Origin of the sequence: Halalkalibacter oceani, from assembly GCF_023715705.1 — a bacterium.
GTDB lineage: Bacteria > Bacillota > Bacilli > Bacillales > Bacillaceae_D > Halalkalibacter > Halalkalibacter oceani_A.
In genome coordinates this window covers 245596-271968 of record NZ_JAMBOS010000002.1, presented here as the reverse complement: position 1 = coordinate 271968, position 26373 = coordinate 245596, and the positions used below count along the sequence as shown (strand labels likewise).

Sequence of the window (26373 nt, the reverse complement as noted above, 5' to 3'; positions counted from 1 at the left end):
ATATAACTATATACTTATATAATCAATTGCTTATTTAATGACATGAAAACAAGAGTCAGGGATAAAGAGTTATACCTTTTCTCCCTGACTCGGCTTCCGCCTCCGCTATCAGCCTTTCTCTTGATCAGCTTACTCTCCTGCAAGGACGCATTGCCATCCCGTTTCCGCGGTTGCCACAGCGCCTAGATAATCGCGTTGAACTTCGCGAATCAGCTGCTGATGCTCCCCGTGATGTGGCAGGTGACTAAGAAGAACTTGACTCGGTTGTGCCCGTGCTGCGAGCTTGCCGACACAGCTGCTCGTCATATGGCCGAATTGCGTCACTCGCTCTCCTGCATAGCCGCTGCATTCGGCAATCAGCAAATCAGCCCCCGCTGAAAAATCAGCCAGCTGATCGAAATAGCTTGTATCGGCTGTATATACGAGCGTTGCTCCGTCTGCGACTGTGATTTTCATCGCGTAGCACGGAACCGGATGGTGTGTCCGCAAAAACTGAACCATAAACGGTCCGATCGTTGCTTGTTCTTCTTCCTTATATTCAATCCCGGTTGTGACATGCTGAAATGTCAGGCCGGCAAACTGTTCCTCGTTCAGACGATGGCCGTAAATCGGAAGCTGCTTGTCCGGATTCTCGGCAGCTTTTATAATGCTCGCGTATTGCAATGGACCGAGGTCGGCTTTATGGTCATGATGATAATGAGAGAGAATGACCGCGTCAAGCTCTTCCACCGTGCAATACGCCTGAAGCTTAGCAAGCACACCACTGCCACAGTCAATCAGCAGTTTATATTGGCCGTACTCAAGCAAATACCCTGACGTCGCCTCGTCTTTTTCGGGAAAACCGTGCCAATAGCCAATTACCGTTACGTTCATGAGCCTCACCTCCTGCTTCTATCATCGTAAAAGAACATCGTAACCGAGTCAAATGGACAGCTATGTTTAGTGTTTACTCTGCTTTTAAATAGAAAATACAATGAGGGATTCCCCAGCTCACATAATGGGTATAGAATAACGGTAGCGTTTACTTTAAGGAGGTGGAGGCCATGACGATTTTTTCCAATGACGCTCTTGCTGAGCAACACGCCTTAGTTACCGGCGCAACAGGAGGAATAGGAGCGGAAACGGCAAAAGTGCTGGCTGGTATGGGAGCTGCCGTCACGATAACAGGAAGGCAGCAGCAGAAGCTGCATGCGCTCAAACAGGAGATCGAGCGGCAGAGGCCGGACGCTTCGATCTTTGTCCATGCTGCCGATCTGAAGAATGCCGAAGAGCGGGATGAGCTTTGTGCAGCAGCCAAGGACGAGCTGGGACCGATTTCGATTCTCGTCAATTCGGCCGGTGTCTCAGGCGGGTCGGTTGTGGAGCGGCTCACTCAGGACGAGATGGAGCGGATCATGGAGATCAACTATACGTCGACTGTTTTGCTGACCCAGCAAGTGTATCAGCAGATGAAAGAGAAAGGGCAGGGCGCCATTATTAATGTTGCTTCATTATCCGGCTTACGAGGTACATACGGAAATACAGCCTATGCTGCTTCAAAATTTGCCCTGATCGGCTTTACCCATTCCTTCGCCCTTGAAGCAATTGAACATCATGTTCGGGTCAATGCCGTTTGTCCGGGCTATGTCGAAACAGAAATGGCGCTTGAAGCAATCAGGCGGAAAGCAGCCCTCACTGGAATGTCTTTTGAGCAACAAATGACGAAAGCACAGGAAAGCATTCCTTCAGGCCACTTTACCAGACCGCAGGATGTGGCAAACACGATTGCCTTTCTCGCTTCATCAGCGGCTGACAATATGATCGGCGAATCGATTAAAATCTCCGGCGGCAGCGTACTGCGTTAAAAGGGAGCTGAAAGAGGCTGGGATAAAAGGTTATGATTTTTCACCTTTTGCCCAGCCTTAAGCATTGTGCGGACCTATTGCCAATAGCCAACAGGTCTGTCCAAGCTCATATAAGTGATCAGAGCGCGCAGGCTCAAACGCCGGTCTCCGCCGCTTTCCTGGCATAGCGCAAAAGAACGACACCACAGCCGAATTGGCGTGTTTCCAGCAAGCGCAGCCCGCGCTGTGTCAATAGTTCCGGGAACATCCGCTTCCCGCCTCCAAGCACAACCGGATGAATATAGAGACGGTACTCATCGACTAAGTCATGCTCGATAAACGAAGCGGCGATGCCCGCCCCGCCAAGGTCCATATCCCGGCCATCTTCGGCTTTTAACGCGCGAATCGCTTCCGGCAAATTGCCACGAATAAGCCGCGCATTTTCCCCGACCCTTTCCAACGTAGTAGAAAAAACAATTTTTTCTGATTGATTCCAAATACGGGCATACTCTTTTTCAACAGCAGCTGCTTCTGGACGGTCTCCGGCGTTCGTCCAATACCCGGCCATATTCTCATACATGCGCCGCCCGTAAAGATGAGTATCAATTTCCTGCTCAAAGTCATTGAAATGCTGATGCAGCTCTTCATCCGGCACCGACCAGTCAATCGCTCCATCGCGCGCTTCCATATACCCGTCAAGCGAGACCATCATTGAATAAATCACCTTTCTGTTGCGCTTTTGACTCATTGTAGGACCCCTTTGCTCTGTTTGACGCGAAAGCTGGCATGGATTACCGCACCACTTGTCGTTTGGCTTGTCAGCTCCAGGTCCGGCAAGTGACTTCCTCCATGTTCGAACAGCCGCACTCCGTCACCGAGCAGCACCGGAACAATGTGCAAATGCAGTTCATCAAGAAAGCCGGCGGCAAGACATTGCTGTATGACATCCGCTCCCCCGCCAACCGAAATCTCCTTTTCTCCCGCTGCCGCTTTAGCTGCCTGATAAGCGGCAGCCAAACCGTCCGTCCAGAAGATAAAGGTAGTGCCGCCCTCCATTTCCAGTGATGGGCGCGGCTCATGAGTCAGCACGAAAACCGGAACGTGAAAGGGGGGTCGGCTCCCCCAATAGCGCACACCGTGGTCGTACATTTTCCGCCCGATGATCACCGCCCCCGTCCGGTCAATCAGCGTCTGTAAATGAATCGATTCGTGACCTTCCTTTCCTCCGTCCAGACCGTGACGCTCCCGCCAGCTGCCAAGCTGATAGACCCATTCATGGAGCACGCGTCCACCCGCTCCAAGCGTCTGTTCTTCGGAGCTGTTTGGTCCGGTGATGAATCCGTCAAGCGAGATCGACAAATCGGCAAATGCAGCCATCGCTATTTCACCTCGCCACGATCAACAACATAGGTCGTTAGCGCTTTCACTTTTCCGTCTTCCAAATCGTACAGATCACAAACAGAAAAAGCATGTTTGACCCCTTGCTCAACCTCCATCTCCATTGTGCCTTCCACGACGGCAATCTGCTGATCGGCGACAACCCGCAGCAACTGATGCTCCTCCAGCGGTTGCGCCATCATTTGCGAGACTCCATCAAGCAACGCCTGCTTCCCTTTCACCGTCGGTTCGCCAACCACAGTCCATTCGATATCCTCCGTTACATGTTCAGCAATCCACGAAAGATTACCAGAAGTAAAAGCTTCGTCAAACTCCCGGATAAAGGTTTCAAATTTCGTCATGACCACCACTCCTTATCAGCAATTTGTCTTTCATTATAAATGGAGTTGCTCGTCACCATTTCTTATATTTTGCGAAAAAGCTGCTCGTTGAGAAATTTCTTCATTAAAACAGGCAGAGAGATTAAAATCGGCGGTTCGCCGATCCGGCGGCGGTGCAACGACAATGCCTGGCAGAGCACCCGTTCCCGACCAGAGATGATAATCGGATGCGGGGAGCGGCAGCGCAGCGTCTCGTGCGGGATCAGAATGCTTTGAGCAGTCGTTCCCCACTCTACCGACGTAGCCAATAAAAAATATGTACCCGGCTCGACACCGGAAAATGAAAACTCTCCCGGGGAGGCAAGCAATGTCCCATAGGCGGGCATGCCTTCCGGAATTGGCTTTGTAAACAGTCCGACTAGAATGACACCAGAGATCGGGTAAGCCGAGTGGATACTGCCTTCCACGACAGCGCCGCTGTGCTGAACAGGGAATGCCGCCTCCCACTCCCCGACGTCCTGCAAGCGGCCAATTAGCTGCTCAGTAAGCTCCTCGGAGCGCCGGAATAATGCAGGCGTCATCCCAACCCGTTCGGTAAACCGTGTCGTAAATGTCCCTAAACTTTGCTGCCCGATTTCCATCCCGATATCCCGGATCGTCAAATTTGTTGTCAGCAGCAATTCCTTTGCATGCTGGAGTCGGAGGGAAGCAATGTAATAGTGCGGGGAAAGGCCCGTCCTTTCTTTGAACAGCCGTGAAAAATGATAGGGGCTGTACGCCGCTTCGCTTGCAAGCTGTTCCAAGGAAAGTGGAGCATCAAGGTGGCTCTGAATATAGTCGAGCACCTGATCAACCGCCTTCTCTTTTGTCCAGTCTCTCATCTCATTCCCCTTTCTAACAGCAGTCAGATTCCAAATATTCAGAAAACAGAAGCGGTAAAAAGGGAAAACAGCTTCTCTTTCTGCATAAAGAGGGTGCCCTAAAAGACTTCGCTTTTTAGGACACCCTCTTCCTTATTATGCAGGGTAAACGCTCACTTGCTTGCGATCACGACCGACGCGCTCATATTTCACAACACCGTCAACCTTCGCAAATAGTGTATCGTCTCCACCCTTACCGACATTCACACCAGGGTAAACACGAGTACCGCGTTGGCGAACAAGAATTGAACCGCCTGTTACCGCTTGACCGTCAGCACGCTTAGCACCAAGGCGCTTTGAACGTGAGTCACGACCGTTCTTCGTACTACCTACCCCTTTTTTCGATGCGAAAAATTGTAGATTCATTTTCAACATGGAATTCACCTCCCATATTTATCATCAATTTCAATATGCTCACTGTATTCTTCAGCGATCGATCGGAGCGATACGAGCATCGCTTCGAACAGAAGCTGGACTTTCTCAAATGTCGCGCGTTCCACGTCCATCGGAACGGTACAGCGGAGAAAGCCGCCATTCTCCCCCATTTCAATCTCAGGGTCGACCTGACAAAGGGAGATGACCGCATTCACGGCTCCAATCGAAACGGCTGAAGCGCCAGCGCAAACGAGATCGTACCCATACGGACCGGAGTCTGCATGTCCACTCATCGTAAAAGAAACGATCTCTGCGTTATCATTGCGTTTTACTTTTACCGTAATCATCTGACACTTAGGCGTTAATCTTTTCGATTACCACTTTAGTGTACGGCTGACGGTGACCTTGCTTACGACGGTAGTTCTTCTTTGCTTTCATTTTCCAAACGATGATTTTCTTTTGACGGCCATGCTTTTCAACCTTAGCCGTTACAGTAGCGCCCTCTACAAAAGGAGCACCGACCTTCACCTCATCGCCACCAACAAAAAGAACGTTATCGAAGCTCACTGTTTCTCCAGCTTCAGCATCCAATTTCTCGATGTAAACTTCCTGGCCTTCTTGAACTTTGATTTGCTTTCCACCAGTTTCAATAATTGCGTACATACTTGCACCTCCTCATATACTCAGACTCGCCATCAAAGGTAGGAAAAATCCGTTTGCGACCTTCTCTGAGCGGTTGTAGTCGTTTGGGTGCGACCAAATAACTAACAAGCGCTATTTTAGCACAAATAAAGCAGCTCTGTCAACGGCTGCTTTATGCTTCCGCCTTCAATCGTTCAAGCTGGGCCGAAGCCTCAGTCAGCGTGCCGATAAAGCGGATCGCAAAGTTTTCTTCGGCCATTTTCCGGTTTGGAAAGACAAGAATCCGAAAGCCAAGCGCCTCTTCCAGCCTTTTTAAATGCTCTGATTTCGCCCCGAATAAAACGGTCGCGACATGAGAAGGGAGCTCAAGCACGAGCGCTTCCTCCACCATTCCGCGATACTCCCAAAGCTGGCGTTCAATCTTAAACGCCTGTGCCTCATCTGAAAGCACTGCTCCTTTGCCGCTGCACGTCGGACATGCCTTTGATAGGCTTGCTTGCAGGTTCTGCCTGATTTTTTTTCTCGTCATTTCCACCAGACCAAGGCCGGTCAGGCCGTGAATGCTCGTTTTCGTCCGGTCACGCTTGAGCGCCTGTTCAAAGGTTTCCAGGACATATTTCTGGTCATCCTCACGCTTCATATCGATGAAGTCAATGATAATGATCCCGGAAATATCACGGAGGCGCAGCTGTTTGGCAATTTCCTTCGCCGCCTCGGCATTCGTTTTGCGAATCGTGTCATGGAGATTTGTCTTACCGGTGAATTTACCGGTATTGACATCAATCACCGTCAGCGCCTCCGTTTGATCGATCATTAAATAAGCGCCGTTTTTCAGCCAGATCTGCCGTTTCATCGCCCGTTCCAGTTCCTTTTCAATCCCGAATGCGGTAAAGATGTTCTCCTTCTCACGGTATAAGCGGAGCATCGTTTCTGATTGACCATAAGGAGCGAGCAGCCCCTTGAGCTGACGGTATTCCTCCAGGTGGTCAACAACGATTTCGCTGACCGTGGCAAAAGAAAAGTCGCGCATGATCCGCTCAATTAAGCCGGTATCCTGATGGATAAGCGCAGGCGCTTTGCGATGCTTTTCCTCTTCCCACAGCTTCTGCCAGCGCGCGCGCATAAATTGGAGCTCGCTTGCGATTACGTCCGCGGACTGTCCTTCACACGAAGTACGAATAATCAGCCCTTCCTCTCCTTCAAGCAAGGATTCCCCGACCTGCCGCAGGCGCTCCCTTTCTTCCTCGGAGGAAAAGCGGCGCGACACCCCAACATAGCCTCCCTGCGGCATGTAAACGATAAATTTGCCCGGAAATGAGACGACTCCCGTCAAGCGCGGCCCTTTTGTCCCAAACCCTTCCTTTGTCACCTGGACGAGAATCTCTTCGCCTTCCTTCACAAATTCGGAAATACTTCTGCGCTTTTTCTCGGCCTCATCCTCCGTTGATAAATGAAAAGAAAGCAAATCATCGCGGTACAGAAAGCCGTTCTTGTCACGTCCAATATCGATGAATGCCGCCTGCATCCCCGGCAGCACATTGACCACCTTTCCACGGTAAACACTGCTCACCACACGGTTATGTACGGGACGTTCAATCATCAGCTCGACCACTTCGCCGTTCTCCACAATCGCCGCCCGCCGTTCTCTCGTCGCCATATTGAAGTAGATCTTTTTCACTGCTCGTAACCCCTTTTGTTCATGAACATTCTACCCTCTATTGTACCTTATTCTTGTCCCGGCTGCTCGACAATTATCCTGCTCTTATTTTCTGTCGTCCTGGACAAAGGCAAATGAAGAAAGAGGGGCATGGGGGTTTTTCATTTGAAAAAAAGCTTGCAGAAGCTCGGCTTCCGTTACATCTGCGATAGTCGCGCGCCGCGTACGGTAAATACGAAAATCGTGCTGGTAGCCCCTCCGCAATTGCTTGACTGCCTCCCGTACGGCAAGTGAATCCTTGACGCGGATCACGGAATGACGCCGGAACCCATTTTCATTTGAACGAGTCATGAGAAATCGTATGAAATGATAATGACGCTGCTTCCACTCAAGATAATTGGCCAGTAATAAAAAGGAAATCACGACCCATAAATTTAAATGAAACGGAAAATAGACCGCACTAAGTAGCACGAGCAGGACGAGCGCCCCGAGTGAAAACTGGCGCGCGCGCAGCAACGCTTTCTGATAAGGAAAGACAGCCGTAAGCCAAAGATGGAGCAGCCGCCCTCCATCGAGCGGAAGCACAGGCAGCAGATTAAAGCCGAGGATCATCAGATTGTGCCAGACAAACAGCTGGTGATCGTCCGCACTCCAGAAAGGTAGTCCGATGCAGGCAAACGAGGCGAGCATCAGCCAAAGATGCTGCAAAGGCCCGGCGATGATCACGATCGCTTCTTCATAAATGGGACGATTTCCGCCATGATCCACTTCTGCCACACCGCCAAAGGGGAGCAGCTCTATTTTATAAATCCGCCATTTAAAAGCGATAGCAGCCACGGCATGACCAAGCTCATGAATAAACACAATCAGGAAAACCATCAGCACTTCACGAAAGTATCCAGTCGCAACCCCGATTCCGAGCACAAGCCAAAACAAAGGGTTGATTTTGACTTTGATCAGCAAATCGCGCATGTTATTCAAAGGAAAGGACATCTGTTGGATCAATATAATGTTCGTCCTTTTTTAACGCGAAATAAAAAATTCCTTTTTGCGCTTCTGCTTCTTCGTTAATTGAAACGGTGCCGATCTTCGCCCCTGCCTGGATATGGTCATACATCTTCACACTGATGTCGTCAAGCATCCCGTAAAGTGATTCTGTCCCATCATAATGCTGAACGACCACCGTTTTTCCAAGGTTCTCCTCCTCACGTTCCCCGACGGAAATCACATATCCGCCTTTCACGGCTTCGACCTCAGCCTCAACTCCTGTTTCAATCAAAATCCCGCTGCCGTTTTGCTGAAAATCTTCGCGGATCGTCCCCGCTGCCGGCAAAGCATAGACCATTTCAACCTGCTCCTCCGGATCTCCCTGAGCCATCTCCTGATTGACCGGAACGAGGGCAAGGGGCCTTCCGAACTGGTTTTCATACCAGTTGGCAATTGCTGCAAATTGCAGCTCCTGTTCATAGGCGTTAGTAATAAAGGTCTTCATTCCATTCAGCTGTGGAGAAGTGGACTTAAACAGAATCGCGATCATAAGCGCCAAGCAAACCGCCGTCATAATACGAAAGACAAGAAAATCACCCGGCCTTCCGCGCTGCTCCCGGTCCCCCTTCTCCTGATGGACATATACGTCAAAATCTTCTCTCGACTCCTCATGCCGGTTCATCAGCAACGGAACCGCTCTCTCCCGTCCTTTTCGACTGCTGTCAATCTGCCGTCGCTTCTTTTCCAATTCTCTGCGCACCTTGTTTAACCGATTGGACATGTCCTCCCCCCTCTTTTTGCCAAGCTCTTTACTAAACTATATGACTTGTCCGTTTTTGATATGCCATAATAGATAGTGTGAGACCGATTAGACTGGAAAATACGAAAACAGAGAGGATGGTTGTGATGAACAAACGCCGCATTGGCAACTCGGAGCTTATCGTTAGTGAAATTGGTTTAGGATGCATGAGCATCGGCACAAACAAAAGAGAGGCTGCAGCGGTTATTGACGCCGCGCTCGCGGAAGGGATCAATTATCTCGATACAGCTGATCTATACGACCAGGGAATGAACGAGACGATCATCGGGGAAGTGATCAAGCCGAAGCGAGGCGAAATCATTCTGGCGACGAAAGCAGGGAATCGTTTTGAGCCCGGAAAAGAAGGCTGGAGCTGGGACCCTTCGAAAAAGCATATCAAAGCCGCGTTAAAACAAAGCCTTACACGCCTTCAGACCGATTATATCGATTTATTTCAACTGCATGGCGGAACAATTGAAGATGACATCGATGAAACAATTGAAGCGTTTGAGGAGTTAAAACAGGAGGGAGTCATTCGTTACTATGGTATTTCTTCTATTCGGCCTAATGTGATTCGCGAGTATGTCAAACGCTCTTCCATCGTCAGTGTGATGATGCAGTACAGCCTGCTCGACAGACGCCCCGAGTCTCTATTTCCTTTATTAGAGGAGCATACCATCAGCGTGCTGGCAAGGGGGCCACTCGCGAAAGGACTGCTCACAAACCGGCCATTGGCGAAAGCTTCGGCAGCGATCAGGGAAAATGGCTATCTCGATTATAGCTATGAAGAATTAGAAACATTAAGGAATAAACTGTCAGAAAACATGACCGGCGAAAAAGACATCCATGCGATGGCGCTTGGCTATTGCTTAGCTTCCCCAGTCGTCGCCTCCGTCGTCGCCGGAGCCAGCAAGCCCGAGCAAATAATTGCGAGCTGCAAAGCGGTACAGCATGCCGGGCTGACGCAGGAAGACATCAACACATTACAGCAGCTCACGAAGCCCAGCAAGTATACCCAGCATCAAAACTAAGCAATGCCTCCACGATCTTTTAAAGCCCGTTGTGAGTGGGTTTCTCACAACGGGCTTGTGGCGTGTGAAGCCATTGCCAGGAGGTCCAAAGCTAGTTTTTTCTCAAGCTCTTTAAGCAGCGATTGTTACTATCGCTAAGCCGGTTTTGTCTCAAGTCGATGCGAAGCTCCATCAAGCGGCTTCCTTCATGGCGAACGTTAATCGAGCCAAGGTCCCCCTGTTGCCTTACATCCTCATTTGATCCTGAAGAATCTCCTCAATGACGTGACATAGCTCCGGGATGATAATCCGCTCCATCGCCAGCTTCACTGCTCCCGTCGCGCCCGGCATTGAAAAAATCGCTTTGCCGTCACGAACACCGGCGATGGCTCTGCTTAAAATCGCCGCCGTCCCGACGTCTTCTTTAAAGCTTAAATAGCGGAAAATCTCGCCAAATCCCGGCATTTCTTTATCCAAACTGTCCCGCACTGCCTCGTGGGTTGTATCGCGCAAGGCAATACCCGTCCCGCCCGTAATTAATATCGCGTCGATATCGGCACGGCTTGCGGCGATTTTTAACCAATGCTGAATTTGGCTGTATTCATCCTTGACAATTTGGTATTCGGTCACCATATGTCCATTCTCTTCTAAAAGCTTCCGAATCAGCGTGCCGCTTTCATCATTCTCATACGTTCTTGTACCTGAAACTGTCAAAATCATACAACGGACGTTTTTACTGGCCTCTTCAATATGTTCCTTTTTCATGTTCTTCTCCACCTTTTCAACATCGTTTCCATACTTGCTTATGTAAACTTCCAGCGTATTCAAATAGCCCTATCTCATCCATTACCTTTCTATGCCTCTGTTAAACCATTTATTCTCCTTTCTCCTCACTCTTTCATCCGATAGTCCTAGTATTTGATTTGTTCTCTTGATCTTTAGGTCTTGCAAACTTCTCAAACTACTTTTACTATTAAGAAAGAAGAGTTATAAAGAGAAAAGGGGAACAACGTATGGGGTCATTTTTAGTCGCCTTACTTGAGGACGAGCCAAGTCATGCTACATTAATGGAATATCATCTGACTCAGCTGGGTGCAGAGGTGCTGCACTATCCAGAGGCGGATTCTTTTTTAGAAATAGAAACAAGAATCTCCTTCCACCTGATTATTGTCAGTGATCAACTGCAAAATGAAAGCACGCTGGCTTTTATTACTGCATTGGAACAACAGACGACAACACCGATCCTTGTCTTGACGACCGGGCGTCAACAGCGTGTTCATAGTGAAAAGAATATTACTTATCTGGATAAGCCTTTCTCCATTCATGAATTCCGCCAGACCGTTGAAACCTCTGTCAAACAAACACTTACCATTATATGAAAGAATCAGGCCCAAAGCATTGCGCTTTGGGCCTGATTCTTTCCGCTATCGTTTCAAGTCGCCTTATCTTACACTAAAAAACTGCTTAATCTTCGCGAAGACGCCCTTATTTTCTTCGAGTGACATTAACGGCACCGTTTCTCCTAAAATTCGTCTGGCAATATTGCGATAGGCGATAGACGCCTTGCTCGTCGTTAATAGCGCAATAGGCTCTCCTTTATTGGCCTGCTTGATAACCTCTTCGTCATCGACGACGATCCCAAGCAAATCAATCGCCAAAATCGATGTAATCTCATCGACGTCCAACATTTCTCCATTTTTCATCATATGACCGCGAATCCGGTTCACGATCAGCTTGGGCGATTCGATATCCCTTTGCTCCAGCAGGCCGATGATCCGGTCCGCATCCCGCACAGCTGGGACTTCCGGCGTCGTGACGACAATCGCCTTATCGGCACCTTCAATCGCATTTTTAAAGCCTTGTTCGATCCCGGCTGGACAATCAATGAGCACATAGTCGTATTCCTGTTTTAATTCATCAATAATGCTCTTCATCTGCTCCGGTTCCACAGCCGATTTATCCTGCGTCTGTGCAGCCGGGAGCAGGTATAAGCAGTCAAAACGCTTATCTTTTATTAAAGCCTGTTTCAGCTTACAGCGTCCTTCGGTCACATCGACGAGGTCGTAGATGATTCGATTTTCCAGCCCCATTACAACATCAAGATTGCGAAGACCAATGTCTGTATCCACTAAGCAAACTTTCTTCCCCGACAGCGCAAGAGCGGTGCCGATATTAGCTGATGTCGTCGTTTTTCCTACGCCACCTTTTCCACTTGTAATGACGATTGCCTCACCCACATTGAAGACCCCTTTCTATCACTTTCTTAATCTAGCACTTGCTTTTCGTTTTGAATATCGACAGGATGCGTATGAAGAAGCTGCTGCACTCGCCCAAGCTGGACTCTTGCATGCTCGTCCAAAAAGGCACTTGTCATAATCTCTTCTTCCTTATCGGAAGAATCCGTCTCGAATTGTCGAATCCCCTCGGCAATTCTGAGCTGTGACGGAGCCATCACCGAAGCTGCAATGACCGCTGACTCATCACCTTGAAAGCCGGCATGAGCGATCCCGCGCAACGCCCCGACAATATAAATGCTTCCCGTCGCCATGATGGTGCCACCGGGATTAACATCGCCGATCAGCAGGACATCGCCACGTATTTTCAAGACTTGACCTGAGCGGATAATCCGCGTGAGTGTCACGACCTGCTCCTGCTGGCGAAGAAGCTCGGCTTCTTCCGTTGAAAGCACCTCGGATTCAAATTCCTCGACAATCAAATTGCGGCCTTCGGTAATCAGCTGCGACAGCTCCTCTTTTTCGGCGGAATTAAGATAGCGATGACCTACATTGACTTTTACAAGCGTATTTCGCCCTTCACTATCCTGATAATGCTTGGATGAGAGCTTCTCACGTAATTCCGATAGCAATGACTCGTAAGAGCAATGGTCATCCAGCTGGAAGATGAGCCCTTCCTTTGTTCCTTTTATCGTTACATGTTGCTTTTTTTGCGTCATTCGTGTTTCACCTCAGCCTGACTCACTTTGATACAGCAATCGATCTTGATGGTTATCCAATGAACGCCTTTTTAGCACTGCTGGCATCGACACTTTGAAAAAACAAAGACTATACATTCATAATTCAACAGTCCGGCAAACAAACCCTCTTTTTCTCGGCAATGTCCTCGCTTCTCCGATTACCGCGCGCGAAGATTGGCCTGCTTTTTCACATGTTCAAACAGTTTACGCGCCGGATAATAGATTAAAATCGCAAACGCGCTGTTTAAAATCACACTTGGAAAAAGACGCTCGATCGCAAAAGACGCCGCCGGTAGATCAGTTAAGCCGATCAACAAATAAAGACCGTACTGATAATACTCAAAAAACACAATCGCACACAAAATGAGCATCAGCTGGATCAAAAGTGAGTCTTGAATCCGCTTCGAGAAAAAAATGAAAAAATAACCGATAAAAGCGAGTCCGAACGCATATACGCCAAGCAGTTGTGTGTAGACAATGTCATAACAAAAGCCAAAGGCGAGCCCGTAAAGCAGACTGCTTTGCCGTCCAAAATGGAGCCCGATTAAGACAACCATCACGATCAGAAACCGGGGAACGAGAACGGAATCGGTATGAGTCGGGGTCACAAGCTGAAATAAGGTCCCTTCGATAATCAGCAGAACAAAGACAAGGCTTGGAATGTAAAACCGGCTCACGATTCCTCCTCCTCAAGCAATGAAGAATCCAGGGTCGTGCTCGTTCGCTCGATCACATAAACATAATCCAACCCGTAAAAATCAGCTGTCGGTTCGATATACGCGTTTAAGGTAAGCCCGTACTCATCCGGTTCAACCGCAACGATCTCCCCAATCAGTAAGCCGCTTGGGTAGACCCCGCCTTTTCCTGATGTTGTCACCATAAGTCCCGGTTCAATATCCGCTTCGATATCGAGCTTTCGTAAAATAAGCAGGCCTGTTTCTTCATCATAGCCTTCAATAAAGCCGTACTCAGGCTCGTCCATCGAAACCATCGCCGAAACGCGGTTAGTCCGGTCATTATCTGAAAGCAGTTGCACGACGGAGGAAAACTCACTGACCTGCTTCACCTTACCGACAAGCCCGCCACGTGAATCGACAATTCCCATATTCGGCTCGACCCCGTGCTCCGATCCTTTGTTAATCCCCATATATTCCGACCAGCGATCCGGGTTGCGGTGAATGACGACCGCAGTGCGAATCATATAATCATGTAAACTCTCTTCAAGATCAAGCATTTCTTTCAAATTTTCATTTTCATTCCGTAATAAATTCCGCTCAACAGAAATTTGTGCGTATTCCTCAAGCCGTGATTTTAGCAGCTTGTTTTCCTCATACACATGATGAATATCCCGAACATTTTCAAAGAAACCCGCAACAGCGTATGCGGGTTTCATAAAAATCGTTTGCACCCATCCAACAGCATCGCGTACAACTTGCTCTGGACCTGTCACCCGTTCACGGTCTGTGAGGGAGTAGCCAATGAGCGCCACTAAAATAATAATGCTGACGAGCAGAATAATTAACTTTTTGTTTGAAAAGAAGGATGGCATGCTGACACCTACTTACAATTTTCTATCTGAACGGGACGTGATCCCCGCTTTAGACCGGAATAGATGAAGGTTCTCAAGCGCACGACCTGTTCCAATCGCGACGCAATCAAGCGGGTTCTCGGCGACCAGGACCGGCATATTCGTTTCATCGCTTAACACGCGATCCAAATTGCGCAGCAAAGCGCCTCCCCCTGTTAGGACGATACCGCGATCCATAATGTCTGCCGCCAGCTCAGGCGGAGACTGCTCCAGCGTATTTTTCACCGCTTCAATAATCGTTGTGACCGTGTCTTCCAACGAGCCGGCAATTTCTTCCGCCGTGACCGTAATCGTCTTCGGTAGCCCTGTCACAAGATCGCGCCCGCGAATGTCCATATCATCAACACCGTCCGGCGCTCCGGCCGAACCGATTTCAAGCTTTAACGCCTCAGCCGTCCGTTCCCCAATCATCAGATTATACGTCTTTTTCACATAGGAAATGATCGCATCATCCATTTCATCCCCGGCGACGCGAATCGACTGGCTCGTCACGATCCCGCCAAGCGAGATAATCGCTACCTCCGTCGTTCCACCGCCGATGTCGACAACCATGCTGCCCGTTGGCTCCCATACAGGGAGATCAGCGCCAATGGCCGCCGCAAACGGCTCCTCAAGCGTATAGGCCTCTTTCGCCCCAGCCTGTTTCGTTGCATCCTCAACGGCCCGCTTTTCCACCGCCGTAATGCCCGATGGTACACAAACCATCACCGACGGCTTCGTAAAGATCGAGCGACTTTTTTGAGCCTGCCGAATGAAATATTTCAGCATCGTCGCCGTTGTATCAAAGTCGGCAATAACACCGTCCTTCATTGGCCGAACCGCCACGATATTCCCCGGTGTACGTCCGATCATATTTTTCGCGTCATTTCCGACGGCTTCAATTGAACCTGTATCCGTCCGCAAGGCAACCACTGATGGCTCACGTACAACGATGCCCTTTCCTTTCACATATACGAGTGTATTCGCCGTCCCTAGATCAATACCAATATCTTTTGAGAACCCACCAAACATCTATGTATCTCCCTTCATGCTTAACCGAAATCATAACCTTTATTATATCGAAGAATGTTAGAAAAACATAGCCTAACTTTTTAGTTCCCTAACCTTCCCGTCCCGACTCCCGTTTCCCGCCTTCGTAAGCGTACCACTTTTGCCAGGAACCGAGCCATCCGCACTTCGCCCGAGGACCATTGGCCGATTAGTTCAGATGCCCTTGCTCCTTCAGGCTGATAAACCTTCTATCTCCAATAATAACATGATCCAGCACTTCAATTCCTAATACTTTTCCTGCTTCATGTAGCCGTTTTGTGACATCGATATCCTCACGGCTGGGCGTCGGATCTCCGGATGGATGATTATGGAGGCAGACGATCGACGCAGCTGAACGGCGCAACGCTTCTTTAAAAACCTCACGGGGATGGACAATGCTGGCGTTTAAGCTGCCTATAAAAACCGTCTTGCGGTGCAGAACTTGATTCTTCGTATTTAAATACAAACAATCAAAATGTTCCTGAACAAGGAAGCGCATATCTTCCATAACAAAGTTGGCGACATCCTCCGGCGAGCGAATCATGTAGCGTTCATCCGGCTGAAGGCTGTGAAGCCGCCGGCCCAGCTCGACAGCTGCCACTAATTCCACGGCCTTCGCCTGGCCGATTCCTTTCACGAGACAGAGCTCTTCAATTGCGGCCTCCTTTAACATCGAAATGCCGTCAAAGGCCGTAAGAAGACGCTGAGCCAAATGCAGAACCGATTCCTGCTTCGTTCCAGTCCGAAGCAGGATCGCGAGAATTTCCTGATTGGATAAAGCTCGCGCTCCTTCTGTCAAAAGTCGTTCACGTGGACGTTCGCGGACAGGGACATCACGGATGAGGAGTGATTGTTGGGGCAATGACAGACGCTCCTTTCTAATCTGTACGAATATGGGGATTTTCATGTGCAGAAATACAAAATGGTACAATCAAAAAGCGGTGGTTAAAACAACAGTGCAAGTGACAGCGTACTCACATCTTCCGCTGCCTCCTGCCAGCACTATTCCATTATATGTGAGCGGAAGGAACAATGCCCAATTTCTTTAATTCTCTGATCGTTCGCGCGAGCGGCAGTCCGACCACGGTGTAATAATCGCCTTTAATCTGCTTCACCAAAAAGGCGCCAAAGCCCTGGATTCCATACGCTCCGGCTTTATCGAGCGACTCTCCGCTCCGGACATACATCGCGATTTCTTCTTCACTAAGCGGATAAAACTCGACCTCGGTTTTTTCAAAAAAAGTAATCGTGTCCGTCTGGGAATATAGGGTCACTCCGGTATAGACAGCATGTGTCTGGCCTGACAACAGTGCAAGCATTTCACAAGCCTCATGTTCATTTTTCGGCTTTCCGAGAATCGTATCCTGAAACGCAACGACAGTGTCAGACCCAAGAACCACTGCATTCCGGTGCTGCTTCCAGACATCCTCCGCCTTCTGAAAAGCAAGCCGACTGACGGCTTCCTCGGGCGACAGAGCCTGATCAATATGCTCAGTAATCGTGCTTGGGACAACGCTGAAAGAAAGATGGACCTGTTGGAGTAATTCTTTTCGTCTTGGGGAGCCAGAGGCTAAGATTAACGAGTGCATGAAGGGATTCACCTCTACAATTATGTTTCTTTTTATTGTACAGGCTTTCTTTAAGAATACCAAATCTTCACAGCCGGCTCAATAGACTTTGGCGCAGAAATAAACAGAATCCGCCAGAAAGAAAGCGGAGACTTATCCCATTGTCCACCGCCAAAAAAACCTTTCGGCGGACAGGCAAAACGACGAGGCTGGGACAAAAGGTTGTTTTTTTACCTTTTGCCCAGCCCCTAACGTCACTATTCACCTTTTTGGACATTTCAGAAAACGGATCCGTCGTCTAGGACAGCGCCGCAATTAGCTGCTCATATGCCAGCAATGCTTCCAACAACGCCTGCTGGGTTCCCCATAGCGCAGCAGTATCCTCCGTCTCAGCATAAAGTTTCAACTGATCCTTTCCTTTCACCAAAGCGTCACCAAGCGCGAGCGCGGAAGGATGAGCTTCTTCAGAAAGTTGGGAAAATACTTGATCCCGTTCCGCGAGCAATGCATCGAGAGTTTGTTCAAGTCCGGTTACTTTTTCAGCTGTCGTCAATGTTCCACCGGTCAAGCCATCGACAGAAAGGCGCAATAGCTCTTTATACTGTTCCATCGCACGACCAAACCAGCTTGCTACCTCTTCCGCCTGTCCGGTAACCGCCTGTCCCTCAATGCGGTATGACTTCACATACGTATCTTGTCCATATTCCTGATAAAGAGTACTGATTCGTCCCGCCTCTGCCCGATCCCCGCCAAGGCCGATGAACATATAAAATGGGTCGGTATGCTCAGTCAACAAGGCCGCTAGTCCTCTCTCCTGAAGAATCTCCACACTCTCCATTCCTTTTTCCGCCGCCTCGAACGCACCGCCCTGTACGACCTCGACTGTCAGGACCGGCAGTCCGGATTCCGTCCCGGAAAATGCCGGAATAGCGTCAGCGCTTGTGCTGCTTGCCTCAGTTCCTTCAGCCGGATCTCCGGTAAAGAGCGTCAGCACGACCAGTCCCATGCCGATTCCAATAACGAGGGCCGAGCAAATCGCCGCCAACAGCGTCATCGACAAATGTGGCTTGGCGCTGTTGTAAAGAGCTTTTTTCTTTCGTTTAAATGGAAGGCCCGGGCTTCTCTCACGATTTCCGTCATCCCAGTATGGTTGCTCGTTCCGTTTACGTTCAGCCTGTCTCTTCTTAAAATCAAGCACATTATTAGGCCGGGGAATTAAGCTGCTGTCATCATCCTGCTTTTCGTAAGCGACTTCTTTCACCTTCTGCTCTTTCCCATTTAAACGAACTGAAATCGAATGCTTCTCCCGCTCCATATCTAGCACCTCTCTCACTCGTTAGTCTTTACTTTATTCTATTAAAAATCACTAGCTAATAGAACTAGAAGTTTGTCAAGATTTTAATCCGGCTCAATCTGATGATTTTCACCCTGTCCTTTTCATGATGAATCATTCGCCCGGCGCTTCGTTCAGACGATTCTTCTCACATACCATTCTACTAAAGACACCCCGAAAAAATAAGCCGTTATTGTTCCCAAGACGATAAATGGGGCAAAGGGAACCGGCTTCCGCCGTTCTACCTTCCCTATTACTAGAGCGGCACCTCCTAGTAATGCCCCATACAAACAGGAAAGGAAGAAAGCGAGTAAGGTGTTTTGCCAGCCGAGGATCAGGCCAAGGACGCCAAATAGCTTCACATCACCACCACCCATTCCTCCGCAGCTGACGGTTGCGATCGCATAAAGCAAAGCGAAGCCGGCAGCTGCGCCAAGAAAGGCATCCCACCACGGCTCTGATGGAAGAAAACAAAGGCGAATCAGCAAAATCAACGCCGCGAAAAACAGCAGCACGCGATCTGGAATCAGCATATAGCGTATATCACTGACAAAAATAATCGCCAGTAAGGATACGAGGACAAATGAAAGAAGTGTTTCCTCCGTCCAGCGGTGAACGTAAAAGGAAACGGCAAATAGCAGCCCAGTGCCGAGCTCTACAGCGGGATATAGCAGGGAAATCTTTGTCTGACACTCCCGGCAGCGCCCCCGCAAAAATAAATAGGAGAAGAGAGGAACCAGTTCCCAGGCTTCAAGACGATGCTTACAGACCGGGCAATGCGAACGCGGGCTAATTATTGATTCTCCTACCGGAACCCGTAAACCGACAACATTATAAAAAGAGCCAAGCACACAGCCTGCAAAAAACAAATAGAGCATCACCAGGCGCTCTACCTCGATCATGTTCTTCCTCCTTCTTGTTTTTTTCTTGTAAAGTGATTGGATGATAGAAAGAAATTGATGGGAGCGGAGAAGATAAGAGGTGACGATTGCCGTACATGAAAAAGAGGCTATGAAGGGAATCTACTTGTTATCACAATAAAATGAATAGTAGGAAAAGTCAAATTATAAAGGTGTTTTTCCTTTTTCTCAGTCTTAAAGCCCGTCGTGCATTCGTGTCACAACGGGCTTAAGAATTCACTCTCACTCGAAGCCGATTTTATCGTACATCTGGCTTCTTCAAATTAACAACGTTCTTCTTCAGCCGGAAAGCCCGTCTCCTTCCAGGCTGCTCTGACTGCCGATATGAAGTAAAGTGAACCGCAAATTAGCAGCAGTTCATCCGCTGCCAGCAGCCTCAGCTCGTCAGCGACAGCCTGCCGCCACTTTTCATTATAGCGCTTTGGCGTTACCTCGGCCTGCTCATATAATGATTTCGCTGCCGCCGCCCGAAAGAAGTCAAAACTCGTAAAGGTAAACGCTGCATCCAGTCCGGCAAATGGGCTGAGCAGGCTTTTCATATCCTTTTCCTTCGTCGCAGCGAGCAGCACCTTATAGCGTTTTTGCGGGTAATGCTGCTTCAGCGTCTCGGCAAGCGATTCAAATCCTTCTTTATTATGAGCACCGTCTACAATCACAAGCGGATTGTCCGAGAGCCGTTCAAAGCGGCCATTCCATTTCGCCTGTGCCAGCCCCTCCTTCAACGCCTGTTCGCTGATTGAGTAATCAAACTGATCGCTTAATTTCTGCAAAGCGGCGATGGCCACAGCGGCATTGCTCCGCTGATGAGCACCGGCCATCTGGATCTTCACTTCCATACTCGTGCTGTTTTTCCGTTGAAAAAGAAAACACTGCTCCTCTTCTTTGACGGACAGCAGCTCTTCCGTAAATGTCAAACCGAGCTGCTCATATTCACTTTGCCGTTCATCCGCCGTTCTTTTGATAATTGCCTGTGCCTCCGGCTGGCTTACTCCGGAAATAACGGGACAGTGTTGTTTAATGATTCCCGCCTTTTCATATGTAATTTCCGCTAATGATTCACCAAGAATATGCATATGGTCATAGCCAATTGAGGTGATGATGGAGAGCAGTGGCGTCACAACGTTGGTAGAATCCAGCCTGCCGCCCAGGCCAACCTCAAGCAGAACAATATCCGGTTTTGCGATCCGGGCAAAATAGTCAAACGCCAGAGCGGTAATCACTTCAAATTCAGTCGGGCTGCCGAGATCCGTTTCGGCCAGCTCATCCACAAGGGGCCGAAGCTTGTTCGCGCAGGCGACGAGCTGGCTGCCCGCGATCGGCTGTCCATTCACAGATACCCGTTCTTCAAAGCATTCGAGATAAGGAGAGGTAAACGTCCCTACGTTGTAGTGCGCCCTTTCTAATACATGACGCATAAAACTGACGGTTGAACCTTTTCCATTCGTACCGCCAATATGGACAACCGCCAACTCCCGTTCCGGGTGGTCAAGCCGCTGAAGCAGCCACTCCATCCGCTTCAGTCCCGGCTTAATACCGAACGGAAGCAGGCTGTGAATCCACTCAATCACTTCATCTGCCGTTTGCAAATCTATCCCTCCTGATGACGACTTTTCATTCCAAAATGAAAGCCGGTGTGCTGCTAAGCGAAAAAAGCAGCGGGTTCATACCGGACACCGCTAGCCGTGCTAGCTCGTAAACAAGTGCCCGGACATGTTTCGCTGCTTCGTCCATTATCCTTCTAATTCCGCAATCCGCATCTTAACCGTATCGCGCTTCGCCTGATAATCAGCCTGCTTCGCTTTCTCTTCTTCAATGACATGAGCAGGGGCCTTCGCAATAAACCCTTGATTGGCAAGCTTTTTGTCAACACGTTCTACTTCCTTGTCGAGCTTTGCCAATTCTTTTTTCAACCGGTCGATTTCAGCATCAAGGTCAAGCAATCCGGCAAGTGGTAGAAACAGCTCAACGCCGCTAAGCACCTGTGACATCGATTTCTCCGGTGCAGTCACATCTGTGCCAATCACGAGAGCATTCGGGTTACAGAATTTCTCCAAATAGCTGCGACCGCGCTCAAGGCGGGCAAGAACTTGTTCGTCCTTGGCATGAATGAGCAGTTCAATCTGCTTGCTCATCGGTACATTCAGCTCCGCGCGGGTATTTCTGACGGAACGAATAATTGAGGTCAGCAGCTCCATATCAGCCTGCGCATCTTCAAAAACAAATGAATCCTCTTTCACCGGCCATGGCGCCACTGTGATCGATTCGCCCTGATGCGGCAAGTGCTGCCATATTTCCTCGGTAATAAATGGCATCATCGGGTGCAAAAGTCGCATCGTCTGATCAAGAACGTAGGCCAAAACGGAACGCGTCGTTTTCTTGGCCGCTTCATCTTCCCCATACAACGGCAGCTTAGCCATCTCGATGTACCAGTCGCACAGATCATCCCAAATGAAATTGTAGAGCAGACGTCCCACTTCTCCAAACTCATAGCTGTCAATTAAGCGGGTGACGTCTTCAATGGTTTGCTGCAAACGGGTCAAAATCCATTTATCGGCAATCGACTTCTCACCGCTCAAATCGATCTCGTCATACGTCAAGCCTTCCATATTCATTAAGGCAAAGCGCGAGGCATTCCAAATTTTATTCCCGAAATTCCAAGTTGATTCGACTTTTTCCCAATAAAAGCGCAAATCATTTCCCGGGGAACTTCCGGTTGATAGGAAGAAGCGTAAGGAATCGGCCCCGTATTTGTCGATCACATCCATCGGATCGACACCGTTGCCTAATGATTTACTCATTTTCCGCCCTTCGGAATCGCGGACAAGACCGTGAATCAACACATCGTCAAATGGACGCTTCCCGGTAAACTCCAAGCCTTGGAAAATCATTCTTGAGACCCAGAAGAAGATAATATCGTAGCCGGTTACGAGTACATTCGTCGAGTAAAACCGATCAAAGTCCGGCGCCTTCTCTTCAGGCCAGCCCATTGTTGAAAACGGCCAGAGAGCAGAGCTGAACCATGTATCCAGCACATCTTCATCCTGCTTCCAGTTCTCCAGATCAGCCGGTGCCTCATGTCCGACATATACTTCGCCAGTCTCCTTATGGTACCAGGCCGGAATCCGGTGCCCCCACCATAATTGGCGCGAAATACACCAGTCGCGGATATTTTCCATCCAATGCAAGTATGTCTTTTCAAACCGTTCCGGCACAAAATTAACCTTGTCGTCAGACGCCTGCAGCTCAACCGCCGCCTTGGCGAGCGGCTCCATCCGCACGAACCATTGCGTCGATAAATACGGTTCAACGACTGCCCCACTCCGCTCAGAATGACCAACGGAATGGAGATGATCCTCAATTTTGAACAGGACACCATCCTCCTGCAAATCCTTGACGATTTGCTTGCGGCACTCAAAACGGTCCATTCCTTTGTACTTCCCGGCCTTCTCATTCATCGTCCCGTCTTCATTCATCACCAGAATCCGTTCTAGCTGATGACGGTTGCCGATTTCAAAGTCATTCGGATCGTGGGCCGGTGTGATTTTTACCGCTCCTGAACCAAATTCCATATCCACATAATCATCAGCGACAATCGGAATCTCCCGCCCTGTAATCGGCAGCGTCACCGTTTTGCCGATCAAATGCTTATAACGCTCATCCTCGGGATGGACGGCTACCGCCGTATCACCGAGCATCGTTTCAGGCCGCGTCGTGGCGATCTCGATTTCCCCGCTGCCGTCAGTCAACGGATATTTCATGTGATAGAATGCACCCTGAACATCTTTATAAATCACTTCAATATCGGAAAGAGCTGTCTTCGTCTGCGGATCCCAGTTGATAATATATTCGCCGCGGTAAATCAGCCCTTTTTGATAAAGGGAGACGAAAACTTCGCGCACCGCCTTGGATAGCCCTTCATCCAATGTGAAACGTTCGCGGGAATAATCAAGGGAAAGTCCGAGCTTCGACCATTGGTTGCGAATGAAGGACGCATATTCTTCCTTCCACTCCCACGATTTTTCGATAAAGCGCTCACGGCCAAGATCATAGCGGCTGAGTCCTTCTTCCTTGAGCTTGCCTTCTACTTTCGCCTGCGTTGCAATCCCGGCATGGTCCATTCCAGGCAGCCATAATGTATCATACCCCTGCATCCGCTTCACTCGGGCGAGAATATCCTGCAATGTCGTATCCCAAGCGTGGCCGAGATGAAGCTTTCCTGTCACATTTGGTGGCGGGATGACGATGGAATATGGTTTCTTCGCTTCATCGCCTGTCGCTTCAAAAAACTTCCCTTCCAGCCAATAGGAATACCATTTTGCTTCTGTTTCCTGTGGATTGTACTTCGTTGGCATTGTCATGTCCTGGTTACTCATTTTTACATGTAGCCTCCCTGTATTAGCATTGTGGCCGCCCAATACAAAAACCCCCTCCATCCAAAGGACGAAGAGAGTTGACTCGCGGTACCACCTTTGTTTGCAGAATGAATACTCTGCACACTTATCCTGATAACGGTCAGTATCCGGCTTGCTTACTCCGAGCATTTTCAAGAAAATGTCTTTCACCAAGCAGCTCCTAGGCGACCTTCGATTCGTAAATCTTAAGAAATCTCCCAGCAAATGATTTCTCTCTCTGAAAAGCATCCGAACCTACTCTTCCTATTCAACGCCAGCGTTATAATTGTGATTATATTTTAGCTTGAATGCCTGCCATCCGTCAATAAGTGGCTGAAGAGACCTGGACAAAAGTCTATCGAATACATGACAGCCGGTCACCTGCACCTGCTAAAAAATGCAATCGCTCTTCTTCCAAGCATCGACGAAAAAATTACTTTTTATTCGAGCTGTTCGCTGTCATATGCTTCGGCCGGCACCGGTGGAGGCTGCTCGTCTACTTTTTCCAAGCTAAGCTCAAAACCGATTTGCTGCGGATAACCGCTGAATGGACCTAAATAATCCGGCCTGATCGGCTTTGCTGCAAATTCCATCAGCAGCTGATCATCGGCCACTGTTAGAGTGAGCGTTGTCTCCTCCTGGCGCTCTAACGAATAGCCACGAAAATCGGACTCGTCAAATTCAGTAAATACCGCCTGATAAACAGTGCGGCCATCCTCACTTTCCCTCCGTACTTCCTCGGCTTCGAGCAGCATATCCCTCATCCACTGAAAAGGATGGTCGAGCGGGGAAAATTCAGCGACGAAGCGGTCAGAGGTCGTCCCTTGAACCCACTTATCCCCGCTCTGAACAAAGAGGCGATCCCCTTCAAAATGAGCATCAAAGGTGAAAAAGGAATCATTTGAAACGGCGGCAGTCACCTCGAAAAAGCTCCTCTCTTTTGACCAGATGCCCCGTTCTTCCGTTGCTGCTGCGCCGTCCTTTTCATAGGAGGAAGCGACTTGATAAACAGCCTGCTCCCACTCTTCTGATTGAGCATTCCAATCACGCCATATCGCGTCCATCTTCGTCGGCATCAGGAAATAGGCAGCACCTGAACCGACAAGCAGCGCCATAATCGGAATGAGAATTTTTTTAACTGGTCTATAAATAGCCATTTAAGTCATAGCCTCCGCTTTGCTGCCAATAGCCTATTTCGCGCTTCTCCGTAAATTCGAGACGGTTGATCCATTTGACTGATTTGTAGCCGTACATCTCAGGATGATAAAGACGGCAAGGAAAACCCATCGCATGCTTCAGCGGTTCCCCGTCAAGCTCGTATACTAAAAGCGCCTCCTCATCAAGCAGCTGCGTTGTTAAAAAAGAGTCAAAATACATTTCATCGCCAGAATAAGCCGTCACATAATCGCTTTGCGCTTCGATCCCCAGCTGTGTCATCAAGTCCTTCACTTTAATCCCTTTCATTTCAACATGGCGCACGCTCCAGCCGGTCACACAGTGGAAATCATCAACAATTGTCGTCGCCGGAAAACGTGGCAAATCATAATAGGTGATCGTCTCACTTTTATTCGTCAGTCCATCAATCGTTAACGACCACTCCCCCGGCTCATAACGCGGGTAATCATTGGTAACATTATAAATCCGGAAGTAGCCGCGGCGCTTGTTTTCGCTGTCTACGGCAGATAAAACCGGCGTCAGCCATTTCAGCCAGCTTCCGATCATCAAAAACAGCACGGTCAATCCGCTCAGCTTTAAAAAATCACGGCGTTCGAACTTATTCTCGGCAATTGCCGGTGGAAGGGCGACATGCTTTGTCCACCAGTCAGGCCACGGAACTTTCCAAGAAAACAGATGACCTACGGAATGGACGAGCAGCCACGGAAGATACAGAAAGGTCGTCCAATCATGGATCACGACCGCCCCGTTACGCAGCGTGACGGGAAAAGAAGCCTGCCAGTACATGACCGCTCCCGAGGTCGCCCACAGGAAAAAGAAAATCGCGTGTAGCCAGAAATTAAACCTGCTGGCGCGCGGCTTTTTCAGAAGATAACGCCCCACGCGGATAATCGAATAGCAGACAACCGCGATATACAGCACGGCGATAACGATATGGACGGATACGAGCGGCACGCCGAGCTGGTTAAACCACGTTCGGGTCGTTGTCATATAAAGACAAAGTCCGGTTACAAGAAGAAGAACAAGCAAAATTCCATGAATCAAATGGACTCTGTTTAGCCATTTCATCTCTGCCACCTCATTTTCAGAAAAGCGCTTCAATTTTTTTTAGTATACACGATTTCTGAGGAGCTGGGAACGAATATGCGATTGCCGCATAATCTAATAGAGACAAACGGTTTTAGGAGGGAGGCCATCTTTATGGGACGACGGTTTCGTCATTTCCCGCCACCACCCCGCCCTCGTTTATGGTGGAAAATCAGGGCGATATGCTTGCAGATCTTCGTACCGCTTATTTGTTTCCAGCTTATTCGAACGTTTTTTTTGCCAACGACATTTGATGTGATTCTATTGACTTTAATGATTGTCTTTTATTGTTCACTGCGCCTCGATTTATTTTAAGAGGAGTTGTCCAAAGCTATGCTTTAAGACAACTCCTCTTTCATTCTCTCATACAGCGAGCA

Annotated in this window: 29 protein-coding genes and 2 other annotated features; of the genes, 4 read left to right on the top strand and 25 right to left on the bottom strand. The window is 49.0% G+C overall.

What is annotated here, in order from left to right; all coding sequences use genetic code 11:
* Nucleotides 1-129 precede the first annotated feature (129 nt).
* Nucleotides 130-873, bottom strand: coding sequence for an MBL fold metallo-hydrolase (locus M3212_RS03190; protein ID WP_251192498.1), 744 nt, complete (start codon nt 871-873; stop codon nt 130-132).
* A 170-nt stretch (nt 874-1043) separates the two neighbouring features.
* On the opposite strand from M3212_RS03190, the gene M3212_RS03185 reads away from it, so the two are divergent.
* Nucleotides 1044-1844 (top strand): SDR family NAD(P)-dependent oxidoreductase, encoded by an 801-nt coding sequence (locus M3212_RS03185; protein ID WP_251192497.1) that lies wholly within the window; start codon nt 1044-1046, stop codon nt 1842-1844.
* Between the two features lie 133 nt (nt 1845-1977).
* Here M3212_RS03185 and M3212_RS03180 read toward each other — a convergent pair whose 3' ends face one another.
* From M3212_RS03180 to M3212_RS03135, 10 genes are all read right to left on the bottom strand, one after another.
* Complete coding sequence (locus tag M3212_RS03180; protein WP_251192496.1) at nt 1978-2571, bottom strand: dihydrofolate reductase family protein; 594 nt, start codon at nt 2569-2571, stop codon at nt 1978-1980.
* Nucleotides 2568-3200 carry a dihydrofolate reductase family protein gene (locus tag M3212_RS03175; protein WP_251192495.1) on the bottom strand — a complete coding sequence of 211 codons (633 nt, stop codon included), beginning with the start codon at nt 3198-3200 and terminating at the stop codon, nt 2568-2570. Before M3212_RS03175 ends, M3212_RS03180 begins: the two co-directional genes overlap by 4 nt.
* A 2-nt stretch (nt 3201-3202) precedes the next feature.
* Nucleotides 3203-3562, bottom strand: a complete 360-nt coding sequence (locus tag M3212_RS03170; RefSeq protein WP_251192494.1) for a nuclear transport factor 2 family protein — start codon at nt 3560-3562, stop codon at nt 3203-3205.
* Nucleotides 3563-3624: 62 nt separating this feature from the next.
* The gene (locus M3212_RS03165; RefSeq protein ID WP_251192493.1) at nt 3625-4422 is read right to left on the bottom strand and encodes an AraC family transcriptional regulator; all 798 of its coding nucleotides are present in this window, start codon (nt 4420-4422) and stop codon (nt 3625-3627) included.
* A 135-nt stretch (nt 4423-4557) separates the two neighbouring features.
* Nucleotides 4558-4836, bottom strand: a complete 279-nt coding sequence (gene rpmA, locus M3212_RS03160; protein WP_251192492.1) for a 50S ribosomal protein L27 — start codon at nt 4834-4836, stop codon at nt 4558-4560.
* 5 nt (nt 4837-4841) lie between these two features.
* Nucleotides 4842-5183 carry a ribosomal-processing cysteine protease Prp gene (locus tag M3212_RS03155; RefSeq protein ID WP_251192491.1) on the bottom strand — a complete coding sequence of 114 codons (342 nt, stop codon included), beginning with the start codon at nt 5181-5183 and terminating at the stop codon, nt 4842-4844.
* A gap of 7 nt (nt 5184-5190) precedes the next feature.
* Nucleotides 5191-5499, bottom strand: a complete 309-nt coding sequence (gene rplU / locus M3212_RS03150) for a 50S ribosomal protein L21 (protein ID WP_251192490.1) — start codon at nt 5497-5499, stop codon at nt 5191-5193.
* A gap of 12 nt (nt 5500-5511) precedes the next feature.
* Nucleotides 5512-5584, bottom strand: a sequence feature (ribosomal protein L21 leader region).
* Between the two features lie 66 nt (nt 5585-5650).
* Nucleotides 5651-7156: an Rne/Rng family ribonuclease gene (locus M3212_RS03145; protein WP_251192489.1), complete on the bottom strand. Its 1506-nt coding sequence runs from the start codon at nt 7154-7156 to the stop codon at nt 5651-5653.
* A gap of 84 nt (nt 7157-7240) precedes the next feature.
* The gene (locus M3212_RS03140) at nt 7241-8140 is read right to left on the bottom strand and encodes a M50 family metallopeptidase (protein ID WP_251192488.1); all 900 of its coding nucleotides are present in this window, start codon (nt 8138-8140) and stop codon (nt 7241-7243) included.
* On the bottom strand, nt 8109-8903 hold the full coding sequence (locus M3212_RS03135; RefSeq protein ID WP_251192487.1) for a M23 family metallopeptidase: 795 nt from the start codon (nt 8901-8903) through the stop codon (nt 8109-8111). The genes M3212_RS03140 and M3212_RS03135 overlap by 32 nt, the downstream gene beginning before the upstream one ends.
* A 125-nt stretch (nt 8904-9028) precedes the next feature.
* Here M3212_RS03135 and M3212_RS03130 point away from each other — a divergent pair, with 125 nt between their 5' ends.
* On the top strand, nt 9029-9952 hold the full coding sequence (locus M3212_RS03130; protein WP_251192486.1) for an aldo/keto reductase: 924 nt from the start codon (nt 9029-9031) through the stop codon (nt 9950-9952).
* Between the two features lie 225 nt (nt 9953-10177).
* Here the strand turns inward: M3212_RS03130 and M3212_RS03125 are convergent, their stop codons facing one another.
* Entirely contained in the window at nt 10178-10696 is a 519-nt protein-coding gene (locus tag M3212_RS03125; protein ID WP_251192485.1) for a MogA/MoaB family molybdenum cofactor biosynthesis protein, read from the bottom strand.
* 248 nt (nt 10697-10944) lie between these two features.
* Here M3212_RS03125 and M3212_RS03120 point away from each other — a divergent pair, with 248 nt between their 5' ends.
* Nucleotides 10945-11310 carry a response regulator gene (locus M3212_RS03120; RefSeq protein WP_251192484.1) on the top strand — a complete coding sequence of 122 codons (366 nt, stop codon included), beginning with the start codon at nt 10945-10947 and terminating at the stop codon, nt 11308-11310.
* Between the two features lie 63 nt (nt 11311-11373).
* On the opposite strand, the gene minD is transcribed toward M3212_RS03120, so the two are convergent.
* The 13 genes from minD to M3212_RS03055 form a co-directional block, all read right to left on the bottom strand.
* Complete coding sequence (gene minD / locus M3212_RS03115) at nt 11374-12168, bottom strand: septum site-determining protein MinD (RefSeq protein ID WP_251192483.1); 795 nt, start codon at nt 12166-12168, stop codon at nt 11374-11376.
* Nucleotides 12169-12194: 26 nt separating this feature from the next.
* The gene (minC, locus tag M3212_RS03110) at nt 12195-12884 is read right to left on the bottom strand and encodes a septum site-determining protein MinC (protein WP_251192482.1); all 690 of its coding nucleotides are present in this window, start codon (nt 12882-12884) and stop codon (nt 12195-12197) included.
* Between the two features lie 179 nt (nt 12885-13063).
* Entirely contained in the window at nt 13064-13582 is a 519-nt protein-coding gene (gene mreD / locus M3212_RS03105; protein WP_251192481.1) for a rod shape-determining protein MreD, read from the bottom strand.
* On the bottom strand, nt 13579-14454 hold the full coding sequence (mreC, locus tag M3212_RS03100) for a rod shape-determining protein MreC (protein WP_251192480.1): 876 nt from the start codon (nt 14452-14454) through the stop codon (nt 13579-13581). The genes mreD and mreC overlap by 4 nt, the downstream gene beginning before the upstream one ends.
* Before the next feature lie 12 nt (nt 14455-14466).
* Nucleotides 14467-15504 carry a rod shape-determining protein gene (locus M3212_RS03095; RefSeq protein ID WP_251192479.1) on the bottom strand — a complete coding sequence of 346 codons (1038 nt, stop codon included), beginning with the start codon at nt 15502-15504 and terminating at the stop codon, nt 14467-14469.
* 187 nt (nt 15505-15691) lie between these two features.
* A complete protein-coding gene (gene radC / locus M3212_RS03090) occupies nt 15692-16384 on the bottom strand; it encodes a RadC family protein (protein WP_251192478.1) in 693 nt (230 codons plus the stop codon).
* Nucleotides 16385-16532: 148 nt separating this feature from the next.
* Nucleotides 16533-17111: a Maf family protein gene (locus M3212_RS03085; RefSeq protein WP_251192477.1), complete on the bottom strand. Its 579-nt coding sequence runs from the start codon at nt 17109-17111 to the stop codon at nt 16533-16535.
* 277 nt (nt 17112-17388) lie between these two features.
* Complete coding sequence (locus M3212_RS03080) at nt 17389-18405, bottom strand: hypothetical protein (RefSeq protein WP_251192476.1); 1017 nt, start codon at nt 18403-18405, stop codon at nt 17389-17391.
* A 152-nt stretch (nt 18406-18557) separates the two neighbouring features.
* Complete coding sequence (locus M3212_RS03075; protein WP_251192475.1) at nt 18558-19325, bottom strand: prepilin peptidase; 768 nt, start codon at nt 19323-19325, stop codon at nt 18558-18560.
* 281 nt (nt 19326-19606) lie between these two features.
* A complete protein-coding gene (locus tag M3212_RS03070; protein ID WP_251192474.1) occupies nt 19607-20929 on the bottom strand; it encodes a bifunctional folylpolyglutamate synthase/dihydrofolate synthase in 1323 nt (440 codons plus the stop codon).
* 144 nt (nt 20930-21073) lie between these two features.
* Nucleotides 21074-23716: a valine--tRNA ligase gene (locus M3212_RS03065; RefSeq protein ID WP_251192473.1), complete on the bottom strand. Its 2643-nt coding sequence runs from the start codon at nt 23714-23716 to the stop codon at nt 21074-21076.
* A gap of 60 nt (nt 23717-23776) precedes the next feature.
* Nucleotides 23777-24015 (bottom strand) — a binding site (T-box leader).
* 159 nt (nt 24016-24174) lie between these two features.
* Nucleotides 24175-24891: a hypothetical protein gene (locus M3212_RS03060; RefSeq protein ID WP_251192472.1), complete on the bottom strand. Its 717-nt coding sequence runs from the start codon at nt 24889-24891 to the stop codon at nt 24175-24177.
* Nucleotides 24878-25978 carry a molybdopterin-dependent oxidoreductase gene (locus M3212_RS03055; RefSeq protein WP_251192471.1) on the bottom strand — a complete coding sequence of 367 codons (1101 nt, stop codon included), beginning with the start codon at nt 25976-25978 and terminating at the stop codon, nt 24878-24880. The genes M3212_RS03060 and M3212_RS03055 overlap by 14 nt, the downstream gene beginning before the upstream one ends.
* A gap of 132 nt (nt 25979-26110) precedes the next feature.
* Between M3212_RS03055 and M3212_RS03050 the strand changes: the two genes are divergently transcribed.
* Nucleotides 26111-26311, top strand: coding sequence for a hypothetical protein (locus M3212_RS03050; protein ID WP_251192470.1), 201 nt, complete (start codon nt 26111-26113; stop codon nt 26309-26311).
* Nucleotides 26312-26373 lie beyond the last annotated feature (62 nt).